The organism is Streptomyces sp. NBC_01267, from assembly GCF_036241575.1.
Taxonomy (GTDB): domain Bacteria; phylum Actinomycetota; class Actinomycetes; order Streptomycetales; family Streptomycetaceae; genus Streptomyces.
The window spans coordinates 5553433-5577383 of record NZ_CP108455.1; the positions used below are offsets into that span (position 1 = coordinate 5553433).

Annotated in this window: 22 protein-coding genes; 12 read left to right on the forward strand and 10 right to left on the reverse strand. The window is 70.7% G+C overall.

Features of this window, described 5'->3' with window-relative positions; all coding sequences use genetic code 11:
- Positions 1-58: 58 nt before the first annotated feature.
- Genes OG709_RS25505 through OG709_RS25515 form a run of 3 tightly spaced genes read left to right on the forward strand, consistent with a single transcriptional unit; the run spans position 59 to position 2194 of the window.
- Positions 59-514: a MarR family winged helix-turn-helix transcriptional regulator gene (locus OG709_RS25505; protein WP_250297768.1), complete on the forward strand. Its 456-nt coding sequence runs from the start codon at positions 59-61 to the stop codon at positions 512-514.
- On the forward strand, positions 511-1374 hold the full coding sequence (locus OG709_RS25510) for an ABC transporter ATP-binding protein (protein WP_250297767.1): 864 nt from the start codon (positions 511-513) through the stop codon (positions 1372-1374). Before OG709_RS25505 ends, OG709_RS25510 begins: the two co-directional genes overlap by 4 nt.
- Positions 1334-2194: an ABC transporter permease gene (locus tag OG709_RS25515; RefSeq protein ID WP_250297766.1), complete on the forward strand. Its 861-nt coding sequence runs from the start codon at positions 1334-1336 to the stop codon at positions 2192-2194. Before OG709_RS25510 ends, OG709_RS25515 begins: the two co-directional genes overlap by 41 nt.
- Before the next feature lie 58 nt (positions 2195-2252).
- On the opposite strand, the gene OG709_RS25520 is transcribed toward OG709_RS25515, so the two are convergent.
- Positions 2253-3668, reverse strand: coding sequence for a sensor histidine kinase (locus OG709_RS25520; protein ID WP_326693980.1), 1416 nt, complete (start codon positions 3666-3668; stop codon positions 2253-2255).
- Positions 3665-4384 carry a response regulator transcription factor gene (locus OG709_RS25525; RefSeq protein ID WP_405687118.1) on the reverse strand — a complete coding sequence of 240 codons (720 nt, stop codon included), beginning with the start codon at positions 4382-4384 and terminating at the stop codon, positions 3665-3667. The genes OG709_RS25520 and OG709_RS25525 overlap by 4 nt, the downstream gene beginning before the upstream one ends.
- A gap of 64 nt (positions 4385-4448) precedes the next feature.
- Between OG709_RS25525 and OG709_RS25530 the strand changes: the two genes are divergently transcribed.
- Together OG709_RS25530 and OG709_RS25535 are read left to right on the forward strand one after the other, a co-directional pair.
- Positions 4449-5579: a UDP-N-acetylglucosamine--N-acetylmuramyl-(pentapeptide) pyrophosphoryl-undecaprenol N-acetylglucosamine transferase gene (locus OG709_RS25530; protein ID WP_329167735.1), complete on the forward strand. Its 1131-nt coding sequence runs from the start codon at positions 4449-4451 to the stop codon at positions 5577-5579.
- A gap of 32 nt (positions 5580-5611) precedes the next feature.
- Entirely contained in the window at positions 5612-6649 is a 1038-nt protein-coding gene (locus tag OG709_RS25535; RefSeq protein WP_329169200.1) for an SDR family NAD(P)-dependent oxidoreductase, read from the forward strand.
- Positions 6650-6674: 25 nt separating this feature from the next.
- Here the strand turns inward: OG709_RS25535 and OG709_RS25540 are convergent, their stop codons facing one another.
- Positions 6675-7298, reverse strand: a complete 624-nt coding sequence (locus OG709_RS25540; RefSeq protein ID WP_250297762.1) for a TetR/AcrR family transcriptional regulator — start codon at positions 7296-7298, stop codon at positions 6675-6677.
- Positions 7299-7614: 316 nt separating this feature from the next.
- Between OG709_RS25540 and OG709_RS25545 the strand changes: the two genes are divergently transcribed.
- From OG709_RS25545 to OG709_RS25570, 6 genes are all read left to right on the forward strand, one after another.
- Positions 7615-8592 carry a tetratricopeptide repeat protein gene (locus tag OG709_RS25545; protein WP_250297761.1) on the forward strand — a complete coding sequence of 326 codons (978 nt, stop codon included), beginning with the start codon at positions 7615-7617 and terminating at the stop codon, positions 8590-8592.
- 652 nt (positions 8593-9244) lie between these two features.
- Positions 9245-9880, forward strand: coding sequence for a DUF6230 family protein (locus tag OG709_RS25550; RefSeq protein ID WP_250297760.1), 636 nt, complete (start codon positions 9245-9247; stop codon positions 9878-9880).
- 91 nt (positions 9881-9971) lie between these two features.
- Positions 9972-10556: a DUF6114 domain-containing protein gene (locus tag OG709_RS25555; protein ID WP_329167736.1), complete on the forward strand. Its 585-nt coding sequence runs from the start codon at positions 9972-9974 to the stop codon at positions 10554-10556.
- A complete protein-coding gene (locus OG709_RS25560) occupies positions 10546-11919 on the forward strand; it encodes a hypothetical protein (protein ID WP_329167737.1) in 1374 nt (457 codons plus the stop codon). The genes OG709_RS25555 and OG709_RS25560 overlap by 11 nt, the downstream gene beginning before the upstream one ends.
- Positions 11920-12166: 247 nt before the next feature.
- Complete coding sequence (locus OG709_RS25565; protein ID WP_250297757.1) at positions 12167-13087, forward strand: hypothetical protein; 921 nt, start codon at positions 12167-12169, stop codon at positions 13085-13087.
- Positions 13023-13601, forward strand: coding sequence for a dihydrofolate reductase family protein (locus OG709_RS25570; RefSeq protein WP_266640701.1), 579 nt, complete (start codon positions 13023-13025; stop codon positions 13599-13601). Before OG709_RS25565 ends, OG709_RS25570 begins: the two co-directional genes overlap by 65 nt.
- Before the next feature lie 76 nt (positions 13602-13677).
- Here OG709_RS25570 and pyk read toward each other — a convergent pair whose 3' ends face one another.
- From pyk to pta, 3 genes are all read right to left on the reverse strand, one after another.
- Positions 13678-15111, reverse strand: coding sequence for a pyruvate kinase (gene pyk / locus OG709_RS25575; protein ID WP_250297755.1), 1434 nt, complete (start codon positions 15109-15111; stop codon positions 13678-13680).
- Positions 15112-15192: 81 nt separating this feature from the next.
- The gene (locus OG709_RS25580) at positions 15193-16416 is read right to left on the reverse strand and encodes an acetate kinase (RefSeq protein WP_326693976.1); all 1224 of its coding nucleotides are present in this window, start codon (positions 16414-16416) and stop codon (positions 15193-15195) included.
- A complete protein-coding gene (pta, locus tag OG709_RS25585; RefSeq protein WP_326693975.1) occupies positions 16413-18506 on the reverse strand; it encodes a phosphate acetyltransferase in 2094 nt (697 codons plus the stop codon). The genes OG709_RS25580 and pta overlap by 4 nt, the downstream gene beginning before the upstream one ends.
- 265 nt (positions 18507-18771) lie before the next feature.
- Between pta and OG709_RS25590 the strand changes: the two genes are divergently transcribed.
- On the forward strand, positions 18772-19797 hold the full coding sequence (locus OG709_RS25590) for an ATP-dependent 6-phosphofructokinase (RefSeq protein WP_250297752.1): 1026 nt from the start codon (positions 18772-18774) through the stop codon (positions 19795-19797).
- Positions 19798-19969: 172 nt separating this feature from the next.
- On the opposite strand, the gene OG709_RS25595 is transcribed toward OG709_RS25590, so the two are convergent.
- The 4 genes from OG709_RS25595 to OG709_RS25610 form a co-directional block, all read right to left on the reverse strand.
- Positions 19970-20638 (reverse strand): helix-turn-helix domain-containing protein, encoded by a 669-nt coding sequence (locus OG709_RS25595; RefSeq protein ID WP_250297751.1) that lies wholly within the window; start codon positions 20636-20638, stop codon positions 19970-19972.
- Between the two features lie 78 nt (positions 20639-20716).
- Positions 20717-21544: a carbohydrate ABC transporter permease gene (locus OG709_RS25600; protein ID WP_250297750.1), complete on the reverse strand. Its 828-nt coding sequence runs from the start codon at positions 21542-21544 to the stop codon at positions 20717-20719.
- 7 nt (positions 21545-21551) lie between these two features.
- Positions 21552-22559, reverse strand: a complete 1008-nt coding sequence (locus OG709_RS25605) for a carbohydrate ABC transporter permease (protein WP_329167738.1) — start codon at positions 22557-22559, stop codon at positions 21552-21554.
- Positions 22556-23920, reverse strand: coding sequence for an extracellular solute-binding protein (locus OG709_RS25610; RefSeq protein WP_250297748.1), 1365 nt, complete (start codon positions 23918-23920; stop codon positions 22556-22558). The genes OG709_RS25605 and OG709_RS25610 overlap by 4 nt, the downstream gene beginning before the upstream one ends.
- Positions 23921-23951: the final 31 nt, after the last annotated feature.

Consider the following 23951-nt stretch of genomic DNA (forward strand, 5'->3'; position numbering starts at 1 on the left):
GGACGCGGTACCGGGCGCGCAGGGGCGATACCTCGGAGACAGAGCTAAAATTGGGCTCATGGCCACGGGAGAGTTCCCCGACTCGCTCGCCGACGCCCTGGCCGGTGTTCACCGGCTCATCCGGCGGCGGTTGCGCCGGGAGCTGCGTGCCCCGCCGCTGCGTGGCGCACAGGCCGAGCTTCTGCGGCTGGTCGCCGGCAGCCCCGGTATCCGGGTCTCGGCCGCGGCCAAGGAGCTGTGTCTGGCCGGGAATTCGGTCTCCACGCTGGTGAACCAGCTCACCCACGTCGGGTACCTGCGCCGCGAGAGGGACCCGGACGACCGCCGCTCGGTGCGGCTGCTGCTGACCCCCGCGGCCCGCGAGCGGCTGCGTGACTGGCAGGAGCGGCGCAGCGAGCTGGTCCGTGCCCAGGTGGCCCGGCTGTCCGAGGAGGACCGGGCAGCACTGGCCGCGGCGCTTCCGGCGCTGCGCAGCCTCACCCGGAACCTGCGCGAGGAGGTGGAGGGCTCATGAGTGCTACGGAGTACACCGACCCGGCAGCCGACGGCATCGCGGTCGCCTGCAACGGTCTGGAGTACAGCTTCGGCGAGGCGAAAGCCGTCGACGACGTGGATCTGTCGGTCGAGGCCGGTGAGGTCTTCGGCCTGCTCGGGCCGAACGGAGCGGGCAAGACCACCGTGATCCGCTGCATCACCACCCTGCTGCCGGTCCCGGCGGGCCGCGTGCGGGTCTTCGGGCGCGACGCGGCGAAGGAGCGGATGGCGGTCCGGCGGCTGCTCGGTTACGTACCGCAGCAGCTCTCCGCCGACGCCGGTCTCACCGGGCGGGAGAACGTGACCCTGTTCGCCCGGGTCTTCGACGTCTCCCGAAAGGAACGGGCCGAGCGCGTCGCGCAGGTGCTGGCCGCCGTCGGGCTGACCGACGCGGCCGACCGGCTCGCCAAGACCTACTCCGGCGGCATGATCCGCCGTCTCGAACTCGCCCAGGCGCTGGTCAGCGCTCCCCGGCTGCTGATTCTGGACGAACCGACCATCGGTCTCGACCCGATCGCCAGGACCAGCGTGTGGGAGCACATCGACGCCGTACGGAAAGCCACCGGCATGACCGTGCTGGTGACCACCCACTACATGGACGAGGCCGACCAGTACTGCGACCGGCTCGCGCTGATGCACCTCGGGCGGGTACGGGCCGTCGGTACGCCCGACGAGCTCAGGTCCGCCCTTCGCGAGCGCAACCGCGCCGAGGGCGGCAGCGACCGTCCGCCGACGCTGGAGGACGTCTTCCGGGACGTCGCAGGCAGCGGTCTCGACGAGCAGGGAGGCGAATTCCGTGATGTCCGCACCACGCGCCGCACCGCCACCCGGGTCGGCTGACCCCACCCCGGTGGGCGAGCCGGGACTGCTCCTGGTCCCGCCCAAGGCCCGCACCGGCTGGCGGATGGTCCCGGCCAGGGTCGCCGCGATGTGCCTGGTCGAGCTGCAGAAACTGCGCCACGACCGCACCGAGCTGTACACCAGGGCCATCCAGCCGGCCCTGTGGCTGCTGATCTTCGGTGAGACCTTCACCCGGATCAAGGCCATTCCGACCGGCGGCATTCCGTACATCGACTATCTCGCGCCGGGCATCATCGCCCAGTCCGCGATGTTCATCGCGATCTTCTACGGCATTCAGATCATCTGGGAGCGGGACGCCGGGATTCTCACCAAGCTCCTGGTCACGCCGACCCCGAGATCCGCGCTGACCACCGGTAAGGCGTTCGCCGCCGGGGTGAAGGCGCTGATCCAGGCGGTCGTGGTGATCGTCATCGCCGCGCTGCTCGGCGTCGGACTCACCTGGAACCCGCTGCGGCTCCTGGGCGTGGCGGTCGTGGTGATCATGGGTGCGGCCTTCTTCTCCTGTCTGTCGGTGGCCATCGCCGGGATCGTGCTGACCCGTGACCGGCTGATGGGTATCGGACAGGCCATCACGATGCCGTTGTTCTTCGCCTCCAACGCCCTCTACCCGGTCGCGATCATGCCGGGCTGGCTCCAGGCGGTGAGCAAGTTCAATCCACTGAGCTATCAGGTCGACGCCCTGAGAGGTCTGTTGCTGGGCACACCCTCGCACCTGGGTCTCGACTTCGGCGTGTTGGCCGGGGCCGCGCTGGTGAGCATCCTGGTGTCCTCGGCGCTGCTGGGGCGGCTCGCCCGGTGACCACGCCGTAGACGCGCCTGACACCGGCCACGGAGGGTTCGCGCCTCCGCCGCCGGCCTCAGGGCAGCACCAGCCGGAACAGCGCCCCGCCGCCCGGCGCCCGCTCCGCCGTGAGTTCGGCCCCGTGCGCGCGGGCGATCTGCCGGGCCATCGCCAGCCCCAGGCCCGAGCCGGGGAGCGCGCGGGCCGCCTCCGCCCGGTAGAAACGGTCGAAGACGTACGGGAGGTCCTCGTCCGCGATCCCGGGTCCGTGATCGCGGACGGTCAGCTCCTCCGCCGTGAGCACCAGTTCGACCTCGCCCCCCGGCTCGGAGAACTTGGCCGCGTTGGAGAGAAGGTTGGCGAACAGCCGGGAGAGCCGGGCCGGGACACCGGGAACGACCGGGTCGGCCAGGATCCGTACCGTGAAGGCGACCCCGGGCCAGTGGCCGCGTGCCGCCGTGGCGGCGTGCTCGACCAGCGGAGCCAGCCGGACGGCCTCCAGGAGCGGGACGGGCTCCTCGTCGCGGGCCAGCTCGATCAGATCGTTCACCAACGTCGTGACCTCATGGATCTGCCGCCGGAGCGCCGCGGCGGCCCTGTCGCGCTGGGCGTCGGTCAACCGGTCCGCCCGGGAGAGGAGTTCGGCGTTCGTACGGAGCGCGGTGAGCGGGGTACGCAGCTCGTGGGAGGCGTCCGCCACCAGCCGGCGCTGGGCGGTGACCGACTGTTCCAGCTCACCCAGCATGGCGTTGAACGTGGCGGCCAGCCGGGTGACCTCGTCCTCCCGTGTCACCGGCCCCGGGGGCAGCTCGATGCGGTGGCGCGGATCGCGGGTGGCCGCGATCCGCTCGGCGGCCCGGGTGAGCCGCGCGACCGGGGCCAGTCCGGTGCGTGACACCCAGTAGCCGAGGGCGGCGGCGAAGAGCACACCGACCCCGCCGGCGGCGGCGAGCAGCCACGCCGTCCGCCGTACGCTCCGCTCCACCGGGTCGGAACGGAGCGCGACCTGCACCGCCTCGCGGTGGCCGAAGGTGGTGGTGAGCATCCGGGTGGGGCGCCCCTGCAGCGTGATGTTGCTGAAGTACGGAGCGCGTCGGCCCGCGGCGACCTCCCGCACCGGCCGCGCGACCGGCAGGAGGTACGGCTTCGACGGGTCACCGGCCGGATCGGCCGGCACGATCTGCGAACAGGCCGGGGAGGCCAGGTAGCGGCATTCGCCCGCCACGACACCAGGCGGCCCACCGGTGTGCCCGCCGCTGACCAGGGCCGCCGACTGGATCAGATTGAGGTCCAGCTGGTGGTAGAGCTCGTACCGCTGCACGAAGAAGGCCGCCGCACACATGCCGAGCGCCACCAGGGCCACCGCGGCGGACGCGGTCAGGGCCAGCCGGGTGCGCAGCGGCCGGCGGCGGCGCCAGCGGGCGCCGAGCCGGTGGGAGGGGGCGGTGCGCGGGGTGCGCCCTCCCACCGGTTCCGCGTCCTGCGCGCTCACGCCAGATCCAGCCGGTAGCCGACGCCGTGCACGGTGTGGACCAGGCGGGGCTCGCCCGCCGCCTCCAGCTTGCGGCGGAGGTAACCGACGTACACCGCTAGGGAGTTGGAGTCCGGGCCGAAGTCCTGCCCCCAGACCCGCTCCAGGATCAGCTCGCGGGTGAGGACCTGCCCCGGGTGGCGCAGCAGGAGTTCTAGCAGGGCGAATTCGGTCCGGCTGAATTCGATCGGGCGCTCGGAGCGGCGGCCGGTGCGGGTCTGCGGGTCGACGGTGAGATCCGCGTACGACAGCGTGGCCCGGTCCTCCTCCGCCGGGGCCGCCCGCCGCAGCAGCGCCCGCACCCGGGCGACGAGTTCGTCGAGGGCGAAGGGCTTCACGAGATAGTCGTCCGCGCCTGCCTCCAGGCCGTCCACCCGCTCGCTCACCGAGTCCAGCGCGGTCAGCACCAGGACGGGCGTACGGTCGCCCACGGCCCGCAGCTGACGGCAGACCCCGAGCCCGTCGAGCACCGGCATCATCACGTCCAGCACGATCGCGTCCGGCTGCCAGGAAGAGACGGTGGAGAGCGCTGCCAGGCCGTCGGCCGCGCCCCGCACCTCGTACCCCTCGACCGCGAGGCCGTCCTCGACCGCCGCGCGCACCTCGGGCTGGTCGTCGACGACCAGGATCTTTCGCTGCTGGGTGCTCACGGAATGCGGGTGCGGGTGCGGGTTCATGGAGCAAAGCCTGTCAAACCCGGCTCTTAGAACCTTCTTACCCCGCGGCGCGAGTGTGCTCCCCATGCGCACACCACCTTCCGTCGTGATCGGTGCGGGCGGCACCGGCGGCCACATCTACCCCGGGCTCGCCCTGGCCGACGCCCTGCGCCGCGCCGCACCCGACGCGGTGATCTCGTTCGTCGGCACCGAACGCGGACTCGAGACCTCGCTCGTACCCGGCGCCGGGTACCGGCTCCACACCGTCGACATGATCCCGTTCGACCCCGCGCTGGGCGCCAGGCGCTATCTGCTGCCCGCCGCCCTGCTGAGGTCCGGCATGCAGTGCCGGACCATCCTGCGTGAGCAGCGCGCCCAGGTCGCCGTCGGGATGGGCGGCTACCCCAGCGCGCCGGTCGTCCTCGGCGCGCGGATGGCCGGACTGCCCAGCGTGATCCACGAGTCCAACGCGGTGCCCGGCCGCGCCAACCAGTTCGCCGCCCGCCTCACCCCGCACCTCACCGTCGCCTTCGACCGCAGCCGCGCCCGTCTCGCCGGGGGCGAGAACGCGCTGACCGTCGGCATGCCCATCGCCGCACCGATCGCCGCCCTCGACCGCGCGGCCCTGCGGGGCGAGGCCCGGCGTGAGCTGGGCGTCCCCGCCGGGGCGCGGCTGCTGCTGGTGAACGGCGGCAGTCTCGGAGCGGCCCGGCTCACCGCTGCGGCCGTCGGCCTCGCAGCCCGGTGGCAGGACCGTACCGACGTCCACCTGCTGATCAAGACCGGGCCCGCCGCCCTGGCGGACGCCACCGCGCGGCTGGCCGACGAGGGCGGCGACCGGGTCGCGCGCGCCGTCCCCTACCTCGACCGGATGGACCTCGCGTACGCCGCCGCCGACCTGGTCGTCTGCCGTGCCGGATCGGCGACCGTCGCCGAACTGGCCAGCACCGGGGTGCCCGCGATCCTCGTCCCGTATCCGCACGCACCCGGCGACCACCAGACCCACAACGCACGCGTCCTCTGCGACGCCGGGGCCGGACTGCTGCTCACCGACGCGGCGACGACCGCCGAACGGCTCGCGGAGCTGGCGGGCCCGCTCCTCGCCGACCCGGCCCGGCTCGCCGCGATGAGCGGCGCGGCCGACCCCTCCACCCACGCACGGGCGGCCGACCTGCTGGCCGCCACCGTCCTCTCGTACACGGAGCGTCCCGCATGAACACGAACCCCAGCAGCGCGAACGGCAGCAGCATGAACCCCACCGGCACGAACCCCAGCAGCCGGAGCCACCCGGCCGGGGGCGTGAACTGGCAGAACCGCACCGTCCTCGTCACCGGCGCCGAGGGATTCATCGGTTCGGCCCTTGTCGATCTCCTGGTGGAGCAGGGGGCGAAGGTCCGCGCCTTCGTCCACTACAAGCCGTACGGCGAGAAGGGGAACCTCGCCCACCACCTCGGCTCCCCGCAGGTGGAGATGGTGGCCGGTGACGTCCGCGACGCCGGGCGGGTCGACGACGCCGTCGCGGGGTGCGACACCGTCTTCCATCTGGCCGCGCTGATCGGCATTCCGTACAGCTACGACGCCCCTGGCGCGTATGTCGCGACCAATGTCGTCGGTACCGAGAACATCGCCGAGGCCTGCCGCCGCCACTCCGTACGCCGTCTCGTCCACACCTCCACGAGCGAGGTGTACGGCACCGCCCGCACCGCCCCGATCAGCGAGCAGCACCCGCTCCAGCCCCAGTCCCCGTACTCCGCGTCCAAGATCGGAGCGGACATGATGGCGCTCTCGCACTGGCACGCGTTCGAGCTCCCGGTGACCGTGGTGCGCCCCTTCAACACCTACGGTCCCCGCCAGTCCGCGCGCGCCGTGATCCCGACGATCCTCGCCCAACTGCACTCCGGGGCACGTGAGATCAGGCTGGGCTCCCTCGCGCCGACCCGTGACTTCACCTACGTCACGGACACGGCGCGCGGCTTCCTCGCACTGGCCGGCTGCGACCGCGCACTGGGGGAGAGCGTCAATCTGGGTACGGGGCAGGAGATATCGATCGGCGACCTGGCGAGCGCCCTGATCGAGGCCTCCGGACGACCGGCCGAGGTCGTCGTCGACCCGGCCCGGCTGCGCCCGTCCGGCAGCGAGGTCCTGCGGCTGCTCTCGGACAACTCCCGCGCCCGCGCCTGGGCGGGCTGGCAGCCCGAAGTCTCCCTGACCGAGGGGCTGAAGCGGACCTCGGAGTGGGTCGCGGAGCACCTTCACCTCTTCGCGGCCGACCGCTACCAGGTCTGAGCGGGGAACTCACGCAGAACGGGCCCTACGGGGCCGTGGGCGTCGCGCTCAGCCCGACGCACAGCAGCAGGGTGAACTCGCGTGCCCACGCCCCGTCCACCGGCTCCGCGCTGACCAGCGCCCGGTGCACCACCGCGCCCGCGACCACGTCGAAGATCAGGTCGGTGTGCCGGGCCGAGGCCTCGGGGTCGGCCTCGTAGGGGAGTTCACCGCGCGCCTGGGCGCGCTCGCGGCCGACCGTCACCAGCCGTTTCTGCCGGTCGACGATCGCCGAGCGGATCCGGGCGCGCAGCGCCTCGTCGCTGATCGACTCGGCCACCACCGCCATCAGCGCGGTCTTGGTCTCGGGCCGGGCGAGGAGCGCCGCGAACTGCAGCACCACGCCCTCGATATCGGCCGTCAGGCTGCCCCGGTCGGGCAGTTCGAGCTCGTCGAAGAGGACCGCCACCGCGTCCACGACGAGTTCGTTCTTGTTCGCCCAGCGCCGGTACAGCGTCGTCTTCGCCACTCCGGCACGGGTGGCCACATCGCCCATGGTCAGCTTCGACCAGCCGAGGTCGACCAGCGCGGCCCTCGTCGCCACGAGGATCGCGGCATCGGCTTCCGTGCTGCGGGGGCGACCCGTTCGGGTGGGTTTGCTGATCGGCATGACCGCGACCATACCGGTCAGTAGCTCCGGCGCCGTGAGTCAGATCACGAGAAACTGGCGGGGAAATCCCGCCCGTTGATCGCCGCCGACCAGTTACGCTACGGCTCGTAGCGTAAAGAGCGACAGCCACGTGACAAGCCACTGGCGCCAGGGTGGGGACCCTGCGCCTGTCCCAGGCCCCTCCTCGGGCCGAACGGCCGCGTCTGTCCGTACGCCCCGCATCCGGCGGGGGGTGTACGGGCGGGCCCGGCCGGTACGACGGCGGATTACGCCAACAGCTTTCCTGAACGGGCGGCGGAGGGGGGAGGATGTACGCATGCAGCCTAGGAACATGTCCATGAGCGGCGTCGTCGACCTCGCCGCAGTGAAGGCCGCCGGCGAGGCCCGGCAGAAAGCGGAACAGGCGCGCGCCGAGACCGCCAGGCAGGGCGGCAGCGCCGGTGTGTCGCCCGCCTCGCTGGTGATCGACGTCGACGAAGCCGGTTTCGAGCGCGACGTCATCCAGCGCTCCTCCGAGGTCCCGGTCGTCATCGACTTCTGGGCCGAGTGGTGCGAGCCGTGCAAGCAGCTCGGCCCGTTGCTCGAACGTCTGGCTGTCGCGTACAACGGCCGCTTCCTGCTCGCCAAGGTCGACGTCGACGCCAACCAGATGCTGATGCAGCAGTTCGGGATCCAGGGGATTCCGGCCGTCTTCGCGGTGGTCGCCGGTCAGGCGCTGCCGCTCTTCCAGGGCGCGGCCCCCGAGGCCCAGATCCGGGAGACCCTCGACCAGTTGATCAAGGTCGGCGAGGAGCGCTTCGGGCTCACCGGGATCGTCGTCGACCCCGACGCCGCGCCCGCCGGGGCCGACGCCGAACCGGCGGAGGTGCCGGCCGGTCCCTACGACGCGCTGCTCGAAGCGGCCGTACAGGCGCTGGATGCGAACGACTTCGGCGGCGCCGTCCAGGCGTACAAGAACGTCCTCTCGGACGACCCGGGCAACGAGGAGGCCGCACTCGGCCTCGCCCAGGCCGAACTGCTCGCGCGGGTGCAGAAGCTCGACCCGCAGCAGGTCCGCGCGGAGGCGGCGGAGAAGCCCGCCGATGTGCCGGCGCAGATCGCCGCGGCCGACCTGGATCTGGTGGGCGGTCATGTCGAGGACGCCTTCGGGCGGTTGGTCGCGGCCGTGCGGTGCACGGTGGGTGACGACCGGGAGGCCGCGCGTGTCCATCTGCTCCAGCTCTTCGAGGTGATCGGGTCCGACGACCCGCGGGTGACGGCCGCGCGTACCGCGCTGGCGCGGGTGCTGTTCTGAACGGTCACCCGGTTTTGAACGGTCACACGGTTCTGAACAGCCACGCTGCTCTGAACAGTCACTAAGCGCGCGGTGCGGGCGAGTTCCGGCTGACGATTTGGCGACACGGAGATAACGGACGGCCGCACTTTGCCAAAACTTGGCAATTGCGGCCGCCTGTTACTCGGAGTAAATGCAGTGCATCCTTCTGCCCGATTATGGGCGTCTACCGCCCCATGTAGCGGCTGGGTCGGCTCCACCCTGTGTGCCTGCGCGATATCGGCCGGTCGCGGTTCGGTTATCCCGCCGTTACTAGCCGGTAATGAACCCCTTGTGTCACAGCCGCGAATGCACCACGATCGGCCACGCTCGGTCCAATAGCGCACCAGCGCGGCATCCGGTCGCGTCGTGGCCACTTGGGTCCCCACCGAGCCGGTCGGCGACAGTGGCGCCGGCTGCGGACAGGGGGGTTCCCGCCACCCGGCGGGGCCTGTCCAGCGGTTGCGCGAACGCGTGGCCAGTGGTTGTCGCTCGGGGGTGATCGCCGGTGCTTCGGACGCGGTTCGCGTTTGTGAAACGGGCGCTCTCCTTCCCGAGGACGTAGCACTTCTCCCATCCCAGGACGGGCTTCGAACCCGGTCCGGAGATGTACGTCCGAGAAGGAGGAAACTAAGTGAGTTCCCAGGTACGTGGCGGAACCAGATGGAAGCGGTTCGCGATCGTCATGGTCCCGAGCGTGGTCGCCACCGCTGCGGTGGGCGTAGGCCTCGCGCAGGGTGCGCTCGCCGCTTCGTTCAGCGTGTCCGGCCAGTCGTTCAAGGTCCACGCCGACAGTCTGGTCGGTCATGACTTCGTCCAGTACGGCAGTGTCGCGACGGGCAGGAACCCGGACGGCAAGGGCGGCGACGCTCACGCGGTGGCCGTGTCGGGCTTCAGCAGTGCGACGATCACCAACATGTGCCAGTCGGTGGTCACGCCGAACCTGCCGTTCGGCCTCGGCACCGTCACGCTCCGGCTGACCGCCGGAACGAACCCCAAGAAGCCGGTCGAGGCGACCAACCTCTACCTCGACATCGCGAGCCTCCAGGCCGACGCGACCTTCGACCACCTCGACATCGGTGTGGCCGCGCAGGAAGCGGGCATCCAGCCCGGCACGGAAAAGAAGGTCGATCCGGACGGCTTCGCGCAGCGCGCCAAGAGCGCGACGCTGACCAACGTGAAGCAGGAGGCGTGGGCGACCACCGCCGGCACGTTCAAGCTCAGCAACCTGAAGCTGGGCCTGACGTCCGGCAAGGCGGAGTGCTACTAAGCACACCCGGGGTGGCCGGGGACGCATGGTCCCCGGCTGCCCGAACCTCACCACTTCTCAGAGCAACACCGGTACCAGGGAGCTGTTTTCCATGAGCGCCGAGTCCTCGGGTTCCCGCGACTTCACCTACTGGCGGCTTCGCTTCCGTGCGTGGCGGGGCAACCGACCCTTCTGGGCGGGCCTGTTCACGATGGTGGGTGGCCTGCCGATCGCCTACTTCCCGTACGCCAATATGCACCTCGGCAATATGACGCTGGCGATGTCCACCACCGCGGGAGCCGGATCACTGATCATCGGGGTGCTGCTGGTCACCCTCGGCCTGACGATGTGGTTCCACGGGATCGTCAGGGTGTTCGCGGGGATAGCGGCGATCCTGCTGGCGCTGATCTCCCTCCCGGTGGCGAACATCGGCGGCTTCGTCATCGGCTTCCTGCTGTCGATGATCGGTGGGGCCCTCTCGCTCTCCTGGGCTCCCGCGGGGCCGCAGGGCGACCCGGCGCTGCCCGCCCAGGGCGGCTCCGCGGACGGGACGCCGTACGGAGTGGCACCCGGAGTCGCGGCTCCCGCAGGGGAGTTCGCTTTCGACCGGGAGGCCGTCGTCCCGGAGCAGCAGACGGTTGAACCTGACAAGAACACGACAGTGGATGCCAACGGTGGGAGGCACCGTGCGGGGTGACGAAGCGCAGCCGGGTACCACCGAACGCAACGACCTCGGAGAGCGCAGAGGCGGCCGTCACGCGGCCCCCAGGAGATCGTTGCTGACGAAGCTGCACATTCCCGCGAGCAAGGCGATAGCCCTGGCTGCGATGCCGACCGCGGTGTTCGTCGGGATGGGCCTCACCCCCAAGCTGGCGATGGCCGACGACCACGGCGACATCCCGTTCGCCGCCGGTCCGTGCGTCTCCCGCTCCGACGAGCCGAGCGAGTCGGCGAAGCCGTCGGACTCCCCGAAGCCGTCCGACTCCCCGAGCCCCTCGGCCAGTGCGTCGGGCGACACGGCCGGTGACAAGGCCAAGAAGGACGGCAAGAGCGCGGACGTGTCGGCCCAGCCGTCCCCGTCGGCCACCCCGGCGGCGGACGCGACCGACTCCGTGAAGTCCGAGAAGAAGACGTCGGATTCACCGTCCGCCGCCTCGGACCGGGCGGCTGCCTCGTCGAGCCCGTCGCCGACCGCGACGAAGTCGACGAACCCGCTGGACCCGCTGGGTGTGGGGGACGCGCTCAAGAAGCTGTTCAACCCGGACAAGGACACGGCGAGCCCGTCCCCGGACCCGTCGTCCTCCGTGTCGTCCAAGACCTCCGGGCAGACCGCGGCGGAGAAGAAGGCCGCTGACAAGAAGGCCGCTGACAAGAAGGCGGCCGAGAAGAAGACCGCCGACTCCAAGAAGGCCGACGAGGCCACGGCAACCGCGAAGACCGAGGCCGACAAGACCGCCGAGAAGATCCGCGAGGCGGCGGCCGAGGCCGGAAAGCCGGTCAAGGACCTGCCCGCGGACGCCAAGGGCCTGGACCCGAAGAAGGACACGGCCATCCCAGACGGCGCCAAGCCGTCCTACCCGTGCCCGACCGCCGATCCCAAGGCGCTCGCCGCGGCCGATCTGGAGCAGGGCATCCCCGCCCTCCCCGACGACCCGTGGACGCTGAACAGTTCGATGCTCACGCTCAACGGGCTCGACTACAAGGGCATCGTCGAGGTCAGGACCGGCAGCGGGAAGATCAAGAAGGTGCTGAAGTTCACCGCTTCGTCGCTGGACATCAAGGACCTGCACCAGACGACCGTCGCCCCCAACGGGGCCACCGGCCACGTCAAGGCGGCAACGGGCTCGACGTCGACCATCCGTGACGGCCAGGTCACGATGTACACGGAGTCGCTGAAGGGCAACCTCTTCGGCCTCATCCCGATCACGTTCAGCCCCGACAGCCCGCCGCCGATCAATGTGCCCTTCGCGTTCTTCACGAAGGTCACCGTGAAGCAGGCAGGCCAGTTCGGCGGCACGCTCCATGTGCCCGGACTCCAGAACTACTTCACCGGCGCCTGACCCGCCGCCGGAGATACGTCCGGGAGCCGCGGAAACAGCTGTGGCCCGCACCCCCGACCGGGGTGCGGGCCACAGCTGTCGACAGGGCGCACCACCCGCGTGAACCGCACCGCCCGTGTGAACCGCACCGGCCGGCCACGGTTCCGCCGCCTGGCCGAGACCTCCGAACCGCCGTGCGGCAGAATCGCCGGGGGCCGTACATCCGGACACGATCCGGTGGTGGGCGTGGAGCGTGGGGGAGTGAGCAGTGGGCGCTGTCGACGGCTGCCGTGACACCGGCGAGGCCGGCCGCACCGGTCCCCGCGTACAACAGGCCCCCGCGGCAGGGCGGTTCACCCCGTACCCGGGGCGGATGCTGCGGGCCGAGTGGCAGGCGGTGGCCGTCGGGCCGTTCCGGGAGCTGCGGCGCCGCGGGGTGTCCGGGATCTCCCTGGCGCTGCTCGCCACGGTCGCGGTCGTCGTCGTCCACCAGCTGATACGGACGCCCGACGGCGCGGTGCTGGTGCGGCTGGTGGCCGACGTCCGGGCCGATCTGCCCCTCCCGCTGGTGCTGCTGCGTACCCCCGGATCGCTGGTACTCGCCGATCCCGGTCTGCCGGTGTGGGCGGGGCTGCCCAAGCTGTTCCTCGCGTTCGCGCTCGCCGAACTGGTCCTGGGCCGCACCCGCACCCTGGTGATCGCCTGCGTCACGTCCCTGGCGGGCACGCTGGGCGCTCGGGCGATGATCGCGCTGGGCCACGGTCCGCTGGGGCTGCCGCCCGAGACCGCGCATGTGCTCGACACCGGGCCGTCCGCCGCGGTGGCCGGGCTCTTCGCGTACCTGGCGGTGGTCCGGCGCGCTCCGGTCCTGGCCGTGCCGACCAGCGGACTGATCGTGGTCCAGTCGCTGCTCAAGCCGAACCTCGCGGGCCGCGAGCATCTGATCGCCGTGGGGCTGGCGCTCGTCCTGGGCCTCTGCGCGGGCCGTGCCACCCGGGGCGGGGACGCCGGGCCCGCGCCGCGTCGGGGGCCGCGGATCCGTACGGAGCAGGGGCCGGCCGCGTATCCTCCCCGCCATGACGGGCCGGAGCAGCCCGGCCCCGACGCTTTCGGCGAGGACCGCGATGAGGAAGATCGTCCTGACGATGTCGATGTCCCTGGACGGGTACAGCGAGGGGCCGGACCGTGACATCAGCTGGCACCGGGTCGACGACGAGGTGCACCGCCACATCAACGCGTACCTCGCGACGATGGACGGATTCCTGCACGGCCGGGTGACCCATGAGCTGATGGCCGGATTCTGGCCGACCGCGGACGCCGACCCGGCGAGTCCCGAGCCGGTGAAGGAGTTCGCCGCTCTCTGGCGCGGGATGCCCAAGACCGTGTACTCCAGAACCCTGGAGCGGGCCGACTGGAACACCACGGTGGTCCGGGAGGTGGTGCCCGAGGAGGTACGGGCGCTCAAGGCCCGGCCCGGCGGCGACCTGTCCCTCGGCGGTGCGCGTCTCGCCGCGTCCTTCATGGCGCACGGGCTGATCGACGAGTTCCACATCTACGTCCACCCGGTACTCGTCGGCGGCGGCACGCGCCTCTTCCCGGACGCGGGGGCCACCGCCGGCCTCGACCTCGTGGAGTCCCGGACCTTCGGGAACGGTGTCGTCCTCCTGTACTACCGGCGAGCCGGTGCGTCCGGCCCGGAGTGAGCCCGGACACGGCTGTGGCCCGTACCCGCCGTAAGGGGGGTACGGGCCACAGCCGTGTCAGCGGACCGGTGTCCGGTCAGCCCTGGTTGTCCTCGCCGCCCAGGTGGTGCACCCGGACCATGTTCGTGGTGCCGGGGACACCGGGGGGCGAGCCGGCGGTCATGACCATCCGGTCGCCCTCGTTGTAGCGCTTCAGCTTCAGCACCTCGGCGTCGACCAGGTCGACCATCGCGTCGGTGTTGTCCACGTGCGGCACCACGTGCGCCTCGACGCCCCAGCTCAGCGCGAGCTGGCTGCGGGTCGACTCGTCCGTCGTGAAGGCGAGGATCGGCTGGCAGGTGCGGTAGCGGGAGAGACGGCGGGCGGTGTCTCCGGACTGGGTGAAGGCGACCAGCGCCTTCGCGTCCAGGAAGTCCGCGATCTCACAGGCCGCGCGGGCCACCGAGCCGCCCTGGGTGCGCGGCTTCTTGCCGGGCACCAGCGGCTGGAGGCCCTTGGAGAGCAGCTCCTCCTCGGCCGCGACCACGATCTTCGACATCGTCTTGACGGTCTCGATCGGGTACGCGCCCACACTCGACTCGGCGGAGAGCATGACCGCGTCGGCGCCGTCCAGGATGGCGTTGGCGACGTCGGACGCCTCGGCGCGCGTCGGGCGCGAGTTGGTGATCATCGACTCCATCATCTGGGTCGCGACGATCACCGGCTTGGCGTTGCGGCGGCAGAGCTCGATGAGCCGCTTCTGCACCATCGGGACCTTTTCGAGCGGGTACTCGACGGCCAGGTCGCCACGGGCCACCATGACGCCGTCGAAGGCGGCGACGACGCCCTCCATGTTGGCGACGGCCTGCGGCTTCTCGACCTTGGCGATGACGGGGACCCGGCGGCCCTCCTCGTCCATGATCTTGTGGACGTCGTTGACGTCACCGGCGTCGCGCACGAAGGAGAGCGCGACCAGGTCGCAGCCCATCCGCAGCGCGAAGCGCAGGTCGTCGATGTCCTTCTCGGACAGGGCCGGGACGTTCACCGCCGCGCCGGGCAGGTTGATGCCCTTGTGGTCGGAGATGACACCGCCCTCGATGACGATGGTCCTGACCTCGGAGCCCTCCACGGAGGTCACCTTCAGCTCGACGTTCCCGTCGTTGATCAGGATCGGGTCGCCCTTGGTGACATCGCCCGGCAGACCCTTGTAGGTCGTGCCGCAGATGGTCTTGTCGCCGGGGACGTCGTCGGCGGTGATGGTGAACTCGTCACCACGCACCAGCTCGACGGGGCCCTCGGCGAAGGTCTCCAGGCGGATCTTGGGGCCCTGGAGGTCGGCGAGCACGCCCACGGCGCGGCCGGTGGCCTCCGAAGCCTTGCGGACGCGGTGGTACCGCTCCTCGTGCTCCGCGTGGGACCCGTGGCTCATATTCAGACGGGCCACATTCATGCCGGCCTCGATGAGCGTTTTCAGCTGCTCATAGGAGTCGACGGCTGGGCCCAGTGTGCAGACGATTTTGGAACGGCGCATGAGGCGGATCCTATCGGTTTGTTTCGCTACGGAATATTCCGTCTGGTGGAAAGTACAAATGGGCGGTGTGGCGCTCAGGTGTCAGCCGTTCACCAAGGCGTAGACCTGTTGTGCAATTTCACGTTCTTCGTCCGTGGGGACCACGGCGACAGCCACCCGCGAGGTGCCCGGGGAGATCAGCCGGGGTTCGTCGGAACGTACGGCGTTGAGCTCGGGATCGACCACGAGTCCCAGCCCTTCCAGGCCCGCGACGGCGGCCTCGCGCACCGGCGCCGAGTTCTCGCCGACCCCTGCGGTGAAGGCGACGGCGTCCACCCGGCCCAGGACCGCCGTGTACGCGCCCAGGTATTTCTTCAGCCGCTGCACGTATATCTCGAAGGCGAGCCGGGCCCGTCCGTCGCCCTCGCCGACGCGCCGCACGATCTCGCGCATGTCGTTGTCGCCGCAGAGCCCGACCAGACCGCTCTTCTGGTTGAGCAGTACGTCGATCTCGTCGACGGACATTCCGGCGACCCGCGACAGATGGAAGATCACCGCCGGATCGAGGTCACCGGACCGGGTCCCCATCACCAGCCCCTCCAGCGGCGTCAGCCCCATGGAGGTGTCCACGCAGATGCCGCCGGCCACCGCCGAGGCCGAGGCCCCGTTGCCGAGGTGCAGCACGATCACGTTGACCTCCTCCGGCGTGCGGCCCAGCAACTGCGCCGTCCTGCGCGAGACATAGGCGTGCGAGGTGCCGTGGAAGCCGTAGCGGCGGATGCGGTGGGCGTCCGCGGTCGCCGTGTCGATGGCGTAGCGGGCCGCGTACTCCGGCATCGTCGTGTGGAACGCGGTGTCGAAGACGGCGACCTGGGGGAGATCGGGGCGCAGTTGCCGGGCCGTACGGATCCCGATGATGTTCGCCGGGTTGTGCAGCGGGGCGACCGGCACCAGCCGTTCGATCTCCTTGAGCACCGCGTCGTCCACCACCGTCGGCGCGGTGAACTTCAGTCCGCCGTGCACCACCCGGTGGCCGATCGCCGCGAGTTCGGGCGAGTCCAGGCCGAGACCGTCGGCGTCCAGCTCCTCCGCGACGGCTTTCAGCGCCGCCGCGTGGTCGGGGACGGGCCCGGTCCGCTCACGGGTGTCGGCGCCGTCCACCAGGTCCTGTCCTAGCCGGGTGTGCCGGAACCGGGACGTCTGCTCGCCGATCCGCTCGACCAGGCCCACGGCCAGCCGGGCGCCGTCCGCCATGTCGAGCAGCTGGTACTTCAGCGACGAGGAGCCGGAGTTGAGGACGAGGACACGGGTGGCGGTCGGTGTCATGCGGGGCCCTCCTGGACCTGGGTCTGGGTCTGGGCCTGGATCGCGGTGATCGCGACGGTGTTGACGATGTCCTCGACGAGCGCGCCGCGCGAGAGGTCGTTGACCGGTTTGCGCAGCCCCTGGAGCACCGGCCCGACGGCCACCGCGCCGGCCGAACGCTGCACGGCCTTGTAGGTGTTGTTGCCGGTGTTGAGGTCCGGGAAGATCAGCACGCTGGCCTGCCCCGCGACCGCCGAGCCCGGCAGTTTGGTGGCGGCGACCGTCGGTTCCACCGCCGCGTCGTACTGGATGGGCCCCTCGATCAGCAGATCCGGCCGCGCCGCCCGCACCAGCTCGGTGGCCCGGCGTACCTTGTCGACGTCCGCGCCCGACCCCGAGGTGCCCGTCGAGTACGAGAGCATCGCGATCCGCGGCTCCACCCCGAACTGGGCCGCGGTGGCCGCCGCCTGGACGGCGATGTCCGCGAGCTGCTCGGCGTCCGGGTCGGGGTTGACCGCGCAGTCGCCGTACACGAGCACCTTGTCGGCCAGGCACATGAAGAACACCGACGAGACGATCGAGGCGTCCTCCCTCGTCTTGATGATCTCGAAGGCGGGCCGGATGGTGGCCGCCGTCGAGTGCACCGCACCCGACACCATGCCGTCGGCCAGTCCTTCCTGGACCATCAGCGTGCCGAAGTACGAGGCGTCGGCGACCACGTCGTGCGCCAGCTCGACGGTGACGCCCTTGTGGGCGCGCGCCTTCGCGTACACCTCGGCGAACCGGTCCCGCAGCTCGGACGTCACCGGGTCGACGACATCCGCCCGGGTCAGATCGATGCCCAGGTCGGCGGCCTTCCTGCGGACCGTGTCCGGGTCGCCGAGCAGCGTCAGGTCGCAGACACCGCGGCGCAGCAGGATGTCGGCGGCGCGCAGCACCCGCTCCTCCGTGCCCTCGGGCAGCACCACCCGGCGGCGGTCCGCGCGCGCCCGCTCCAGCAGTTCGTGCTCGAACATCATCGGGGTGACCCGCCCGCTGCGCGACACCGAGAGCCGGTTCAGCAGCTCCGCGGTGTCCACATGGCGCTCGAAGAGGCCCAGCGCGGTCTCCGCCTTGCGCGGGGTCGCCGCGGTCATCCGGCCCTCCAGCGCGAAGAGTTCGCCCGCGGTCGGGAACGAGCCGCCGGACACCGCGATCACCGGGGTGCCCGGCGCCAGCCGGTCGGCGAGCCGGAGGACCGGGGCTCCCGGACGTTCGTCCAGGGTGAGCAGGACACCGGCTATCGGCGGCGTGCCCGCACTGTGCGCGGCGAGCGAGCCGACCACCAGGTCCGCCCGGTCGCCGGGGGTCACCACCAGGCAGCCGGGGGTCAGCGCGTTCAGGAAGTTCGGCAGCATCGCCCCGCCGAACACGAAGTCCAGCGCGTCCCTGGCCATCCCGGCCTCGTCGCCGAGCAGCACGGTCCCGCCGAGTGCGTGGGTGATCTGGGCGACGGTCGGCGCGGCCAGCGCCGGTTCGTCGGGCAGCACCGGGCACGGCACCGGGAGCTGCGCGTCCAGCTGCTCCGCGAGCGCCGCCCGGTCACCCGGGGCGACCCGGTTGACGGCCATGGTGATGACGTCGCAGCCGAGCACCTCGTACGCCCGGTAGGCGTTGCGCGTCTCCGACCGTACGGACTCGGCCGGCTGGCCCTTCCCGCCGACGACCGGGATCACCGAGGCGCCGAACTCGTTCGCGAGCCGCGCGTTCAGCGCCAGCTCGTCGGGGAGCTGGGTCCCGGAGAAGTCCGTACCGAGGACGAGCACCACCTCGTACGCCCGCGCCACCTCGTGGAAGCGGCCGACCAGGCGCGAGACGAGTTCGTCGGTGCCGTGCTCGGCCTGGAGGGCGGTCGCCTCGTGGTAGTCCATGCCGTACACGGACGCCGGGTCCTGGCTCAGCCGGTAGCGGGCCCGCAGCAGCTCGAACATGCGGTCGGGGCCTTCGTGCACCAGTGGCCGGAAAACACCCACCCGGTCGACCTGCCGGGTGAGGAGCTCCATGACCCCCAGCTCGATGACCTGGCGGCCGTCGCCGCGATCGATCCCGGTCACGTACACGCTGCGCGTCACGCGTGCTCTCCGTCCTCTTTCTCGGATGTCGGCGCCCCGGGCGTGCCCGGCGGATCAGGGCCGGGGTCACGTCGTCGGGTCGCCCGGGGGGCCGGGTGCGCCCTCTTGACAGTACCCTCGGGCCTGGCTACGTCGCCTGTCCGCGGCTGGACCGCGGCAGCTACGGGGCCGTGACCGCGAGGAGCCTGACAGCGCGACGCGGCGAGGGGCCGTGGAAGAATCGGAACGGCTCGCAGGTACCACTAGGAGCAGGAGAAACAGCGCGATGCGCATCGGAGTCCTCACCGCAGGCGGCGACTGTCCCGGCCTCAACGCCGTCATCCGGTCGGTCGTGCACCGCGCCGTGGCCGGGCACAACGACGAAGTGATCGGCTTCGAGGACGGCTTCAAGGGCCTGCTCGACGGTCACTTCCGGCCCCTCGACCTCAACGCGGTCAGCGGCATTCTCGCCCGCGGCGGTACGATCCTCGGCTCCGCCCGGCTGGAGCGCGACCGGCTGCGCGAGGCCGCCGAGAACTGCGCGGAGCTGACCCGGCGCTACGGCATCGACGCCCTGATCCCCATCGGCGGCGAAGGCACCCTCACCGCCGCCCGGATGCTCTCCGACGCCGGAATGCCGGTCGTCGGGGTCCCGAAGACCATCGACAACGACATCTCCGGCACCGACCGCACCTTCGGATTCGACACGGCCGTCGGTGTCGCGACCGAGGCGATCGACCGGCTGAAGACCACCGCCGAGTCGCACCAGCGGGTGATGGTCGTCGAGGTCATGGGCCGGCACGCGGGCTGGATCGCCCTGGAGTCGGGCATGGCGGGCGGCGCACACGGCATCTGTCTGCCCGAGCGGCGCTTCGAGGTGGACGACCTGGTGAAGATGGTCGAGGAGCGCTTCTCCCGCCGGAAGCGCTTCGCGGTCATCTGTGTCGCCGAGGGCGCGCACCCGGCCGAGGGCTCGATGCCGTACGAGAAGGGCGTCATCGACAAGTTCGGCCACGAGCGCTTCGCCGGTATCGGCACCCGGCTCGCGATCGAACTGGAGAGCCGCCTCGGCAAGGAGGCCCGGCCGGTCATCCTCGGCCACGTCCAGCGCGGCGGCACCCCCACCGCGTACGACCGCGTCCTGGCGACCCGCTTCGGCTGGCACGCGGTGGAGGCCGTGCACCGCGGCGACTTCGGCAACATGACCGCGCTGCGCGGAACGGACATCGCGATGGTCCCGCTGGCGGACGCGGTGACGCATCTGAAGACGGTGGACGCGAGCCGGATGTACGAGGCCGAGTCCGTCTTCTGATCCCGCTGTCGTCGATTGATTGCGCACTGATCCCGCCGCGCACTGATCCCGCCGCGCCGGGAAGAACCCGCACAGGGAAGAACGCCGCGCCGGGAAGAACACCGCCGGGAAGAACGCCGCGCGCGGGGCCGAAGCCGGGCCCCGCGCCGGGTCGTTCCGGGCGAACCGCCGGTCAGCCCGGCGTCAGCGTCCAGAACCGCCCGACGATGGAGTCGAGGAAGTCCCGCCCCTCGTCCCCGCCCGACCCGGCCGCCCCCCAGTTGAGCGTCCGCACCATCTGCGCCTGGTAGTCGGAATGCAGCTGTTCGAGCACCGGCTCCAGCTGCGCCCGGGACAGCGGTACGAGCTTGGCCGTGGGGCGTACGTACGCCTGCCAGCGCGTCGTCACCGCGCTCCGCAGCAGCCCGGCCAGTTCCTCGTCCCGGCCGGTCGCGGTCAGAAAGGCCGCCGGGGTCAGGGCAAGCGTCTCCGCGAGCGCGGCCGTCTGGCGTTCGTTGCCGCGCCACCGGCCCGACTCCTCCATCTTGAGATAGGCGGAGGTGTCCATGCCGATCAGCCGCGCCAGGTCCTCCGCCGCCGTACCGCGCGCCAGCCGGTGCTCACGCAGTGTGGTCGCCGAGACCAGCAGATCCCCGACGGAACACCACAACACGCCTGCCAGCGCGGTCAGTTCACGCGAGGTGGGGTGCTGGAGGCCGCGCTCCCAGGCAGCCACCACATCCGGGGTGACGAGGAGGCCGTACTGGGCACGCAGCCCGTGGGCGACATGGCCGGGCGCCATGCCCAGCGCCTCGCGCAGACGGCGTGCGGCGGGGGCGTCGAAGGGCGGGGTCTGGTGCACGGGCACACCATAGGGGCGGGTGTGCCCTCACGCCTACGGTGTGTTCGCACAGTCCCACGGTTCGTCGGAACCTACGCGTCAGCCCTTGACCGCACCCCCCAGGGCGAAACCACTGCCGAGACGGCGCGAGATGAGGACATACAGCAGGACCACCGGGGTCGAGTAGACGATCGAGAAGGCGGCCAGCTCCCCGAACGCCACCTGGCCGCCGCGGTTGCCGAAGAAGTTGTAGACGGAGACCGAGGCGGGCAGCTGCTCCGGGGTGAGCAGCAGCATGAAGGGGACGAAGAAGTTCCCCCACATCATGATGAAGCTGAAGATCGTCACGACCATGACGCCGGGCCCCATCAGCGGCAGCACGATCCGCCGCAGTGTCTGCATCCCGCTCGCGCCGTCCGTCCGGGCCGCCTCCTCCAGGACCATCGGGACGCCGTCCATGAAGTTCTTCATCAGCCAGATGGCGAAGGGGAGTTGGGAGGTGGCGAGGAAGAGCGCGGTGCCGTACACGGTGTCGATCAGGTCCGTCTGCACGAACAGGGCGTAGACCGGGACCATGATCGCGGTGATCGGCAGACACGTGGTGAACAGGACCGTCAGCAGGAACGGCCGGTTGAACCGGGAGCGGTACCGGGAGAGCGGATACGCGGCGAGCGCGGCCGAGGCGACGGTCAGCGCGGTCGCGCCGCCGCACAGGATCAGGCTGTTGAGCATCGGCCGGAAGGTGATGTCCTCGGTGAGGATGTCCGAGTAGTTCGACAGGCCGGGGTTGTCGGGGAGGCGGACGCGCAGCCCGGCGTGCGGGTCGACCGAGGAGAGGACGAGCCACAGCAGCGGCACGGCGAAGGCCGCGGCGACCACCAGCAGGGCGGCGTCCACGGCGAGGCGTTCGGTGGTACGGCGGCGCATGGACACCTCACACCTCCGTCTTGAGCAGGCGCAGATAGACGACCGAGAAGAGCGAGCTGATCAGCAGCAGGAGCAGGGCGACGGCGGTGCCGTAGCCGATGAAGCTCTTGAGGAACGCCTGGTCGTACATGAAGACCGGCAGCGTCTCGCTGCGGTTGCCGGGGCCGCCGCGGGTCATCGCCCAGATCAGCCCGAACACCGACAGCGTCTGCAGGGTGTTGAGCATCAGGTTGGTGGCGACGGAACGGCGGATCATCGGCAGGGTGATGTGCCAGAAGCGGCGCAGCCCGCCCGCGCCGTCCAGCTCGGCGGACTCGGTGATGTCCTGCGGGATCTCGTTGAGCGCCGCCGAGTAGATGAGCATCGAGAACGCGGTGCCGCGCCAGACGTTGGCGAAGGAGACGGCGAGGATGGGCAGGCTGTAGAGCCAGTTCTGGGACGGCAGGTGCAGCTGGTCCAGGATGGCGTTCAGGGTGCCCTCGCGGCGGAAGAAGGCGTAGAGCAGGAACGCGGCGACGATCTCCGGAAGCACCCAGGCGGCGATCACGAAGATGCCGGTCACGGTGCGCACGGGCCTGGAGGCGCGGCGCATCAGGGTGGCCAGCGCCAGCCCGAGACTGTTCTGGCCGATGATCGAGGAGATGACCGTGAAGACGAGCGTCAGCCAGACGGCGTTGCGGAACTCCGGGTCGGCGAAGGCCCGCCGGAAGTTCGCCAGACCGACGAAGTCGGTCGACGACGAGCCGGTCAGCTGCATGTTCGTGAAAGCGATGTAGACGCAGTAACCGATGGGGCCCGCGAGGAAGACGAGCAGCAGTGCGACGGCCGGGGTGATCGGCAGCCAGCCCAGCGGGCCACCCCGGTGCAGCGTGCCGGCCGACCCCTGCGGGACCACTGCCTGCGGACTCGTGGCCTGCGGACTCGTGGCCTGCGGACTCGTGGCCTGCGGACCCGTGGCCTGCGGACCCGTGGCCTGCGGACCCGTGGCCTGCGGACCCGTGGCCGGCGTACTCATGGCCGGTGGACGATCGCGTCGCCGACAGCCGTCTTCAACTGCTCGTCGTAGGTCTTCGCCGCTGCCTGCGGACCGGCGTCACCGGTCGTGACGGACTCCATCGCCTCGCCGATCGCGGACGAGACCTGCGGATAGGCGGGCAGCGCCGGCCGGTAGTGGGTGTACTCGACGAGGCTCGTGAAGAACTTCACGCCCGGACTGGACTTCAGGTACGCCGGGTCCTGGGCGACATCGTCGCGGCACGCGATCTGCGCGCCCTCGATGGTGTACTTCACGGCGTTCTTCCTGGTCTGCAGCTGCTCGATCATCTTCCAGGCCAGGTCCGCGTTCTTGGACTTGGCGGGGATGGACCAGGTCCAGCCGCCGGACATGGAGACCTTGCCGGGCGCCTGGCCGTACTGGGTGGGCATCGCGGCCTGGCCCATCGTCGTCGACCACGCGGGCCAGGGGCTGCCGCCCGACGGCAGCCACTGCTGACCGGCGAAGGAACCGTCGATGTCGATGGCCAGCTTGGACTTGGGCACCCAGTCGGTCTGTACGTTGGTCATGGCGTTCGGGTCGAGCGCGTCGGACTTGTCGAGCCCGAGCTTCTCCGCGAAGACGGTGTTCACGAAGGCCAGCGAGTCCGTGAACCCCTTGCTGCCCGCGACCCACTTGCCCTGCTTCGCGTCGTACAACGGATCGGCGCCCGTCCCGTACAGCAGCATCTCGAAGCCCTGCATGACCGCGGCCTCGCCCGGTCCCTTGCCGGTGTAGATGTTGAGCGGAACGGTGCCGGGGACCTTCTGCTTGATGGTGCGCGCGGCGTCGAGGATGTCGGCCCAGTTCTTCGGCTGCCAGTCCGTGGGCAGACCGGCCTTGCGGAAGATGTCCTTGTTGAACCAGATCCCGCGGGTGTCGGTGCCGTCGGGAACGCCGTACGTCTTCCCGTCCTGCGCCTTCGCGGCGGCCTTGGCCGTCGGGACGAAGTGCTGCCAACTCGGCCAGTTCTTCAGGTACGTGTCGATCGGCGCGAGATATCCGCTCTTGATGTCCGAGTTGATCAGGAAGGTGTCCTCGTAGACCAGATCGGGCGCGGTCCTGGGGGAGCGCATCATCTGCTGGATCTTGGTGTAGTAGGCGTTCTCGTCGGCCTGGATGGGCAGGAGCTCGACCTTCTTGCCCGGGTTGGCCTTCTCGAACTCCTTCTTCACCGACTCCAGATAGTTGTCCATGATGCGGACCTTGTTGCTGGTGGACCGCTCGTACGCGATCCGCACGGTGTCGGGACTGCTGCCGGAACCACTGCCGCAAGCAGTGAGCGTGCCTGCCGCCAGGACGGTGGCTGCGGCGGCGAGGATGAGCGGGGCGGTGGGGCGCACGGGCACGACCTCCTCAGGTGCGACCGCGGTC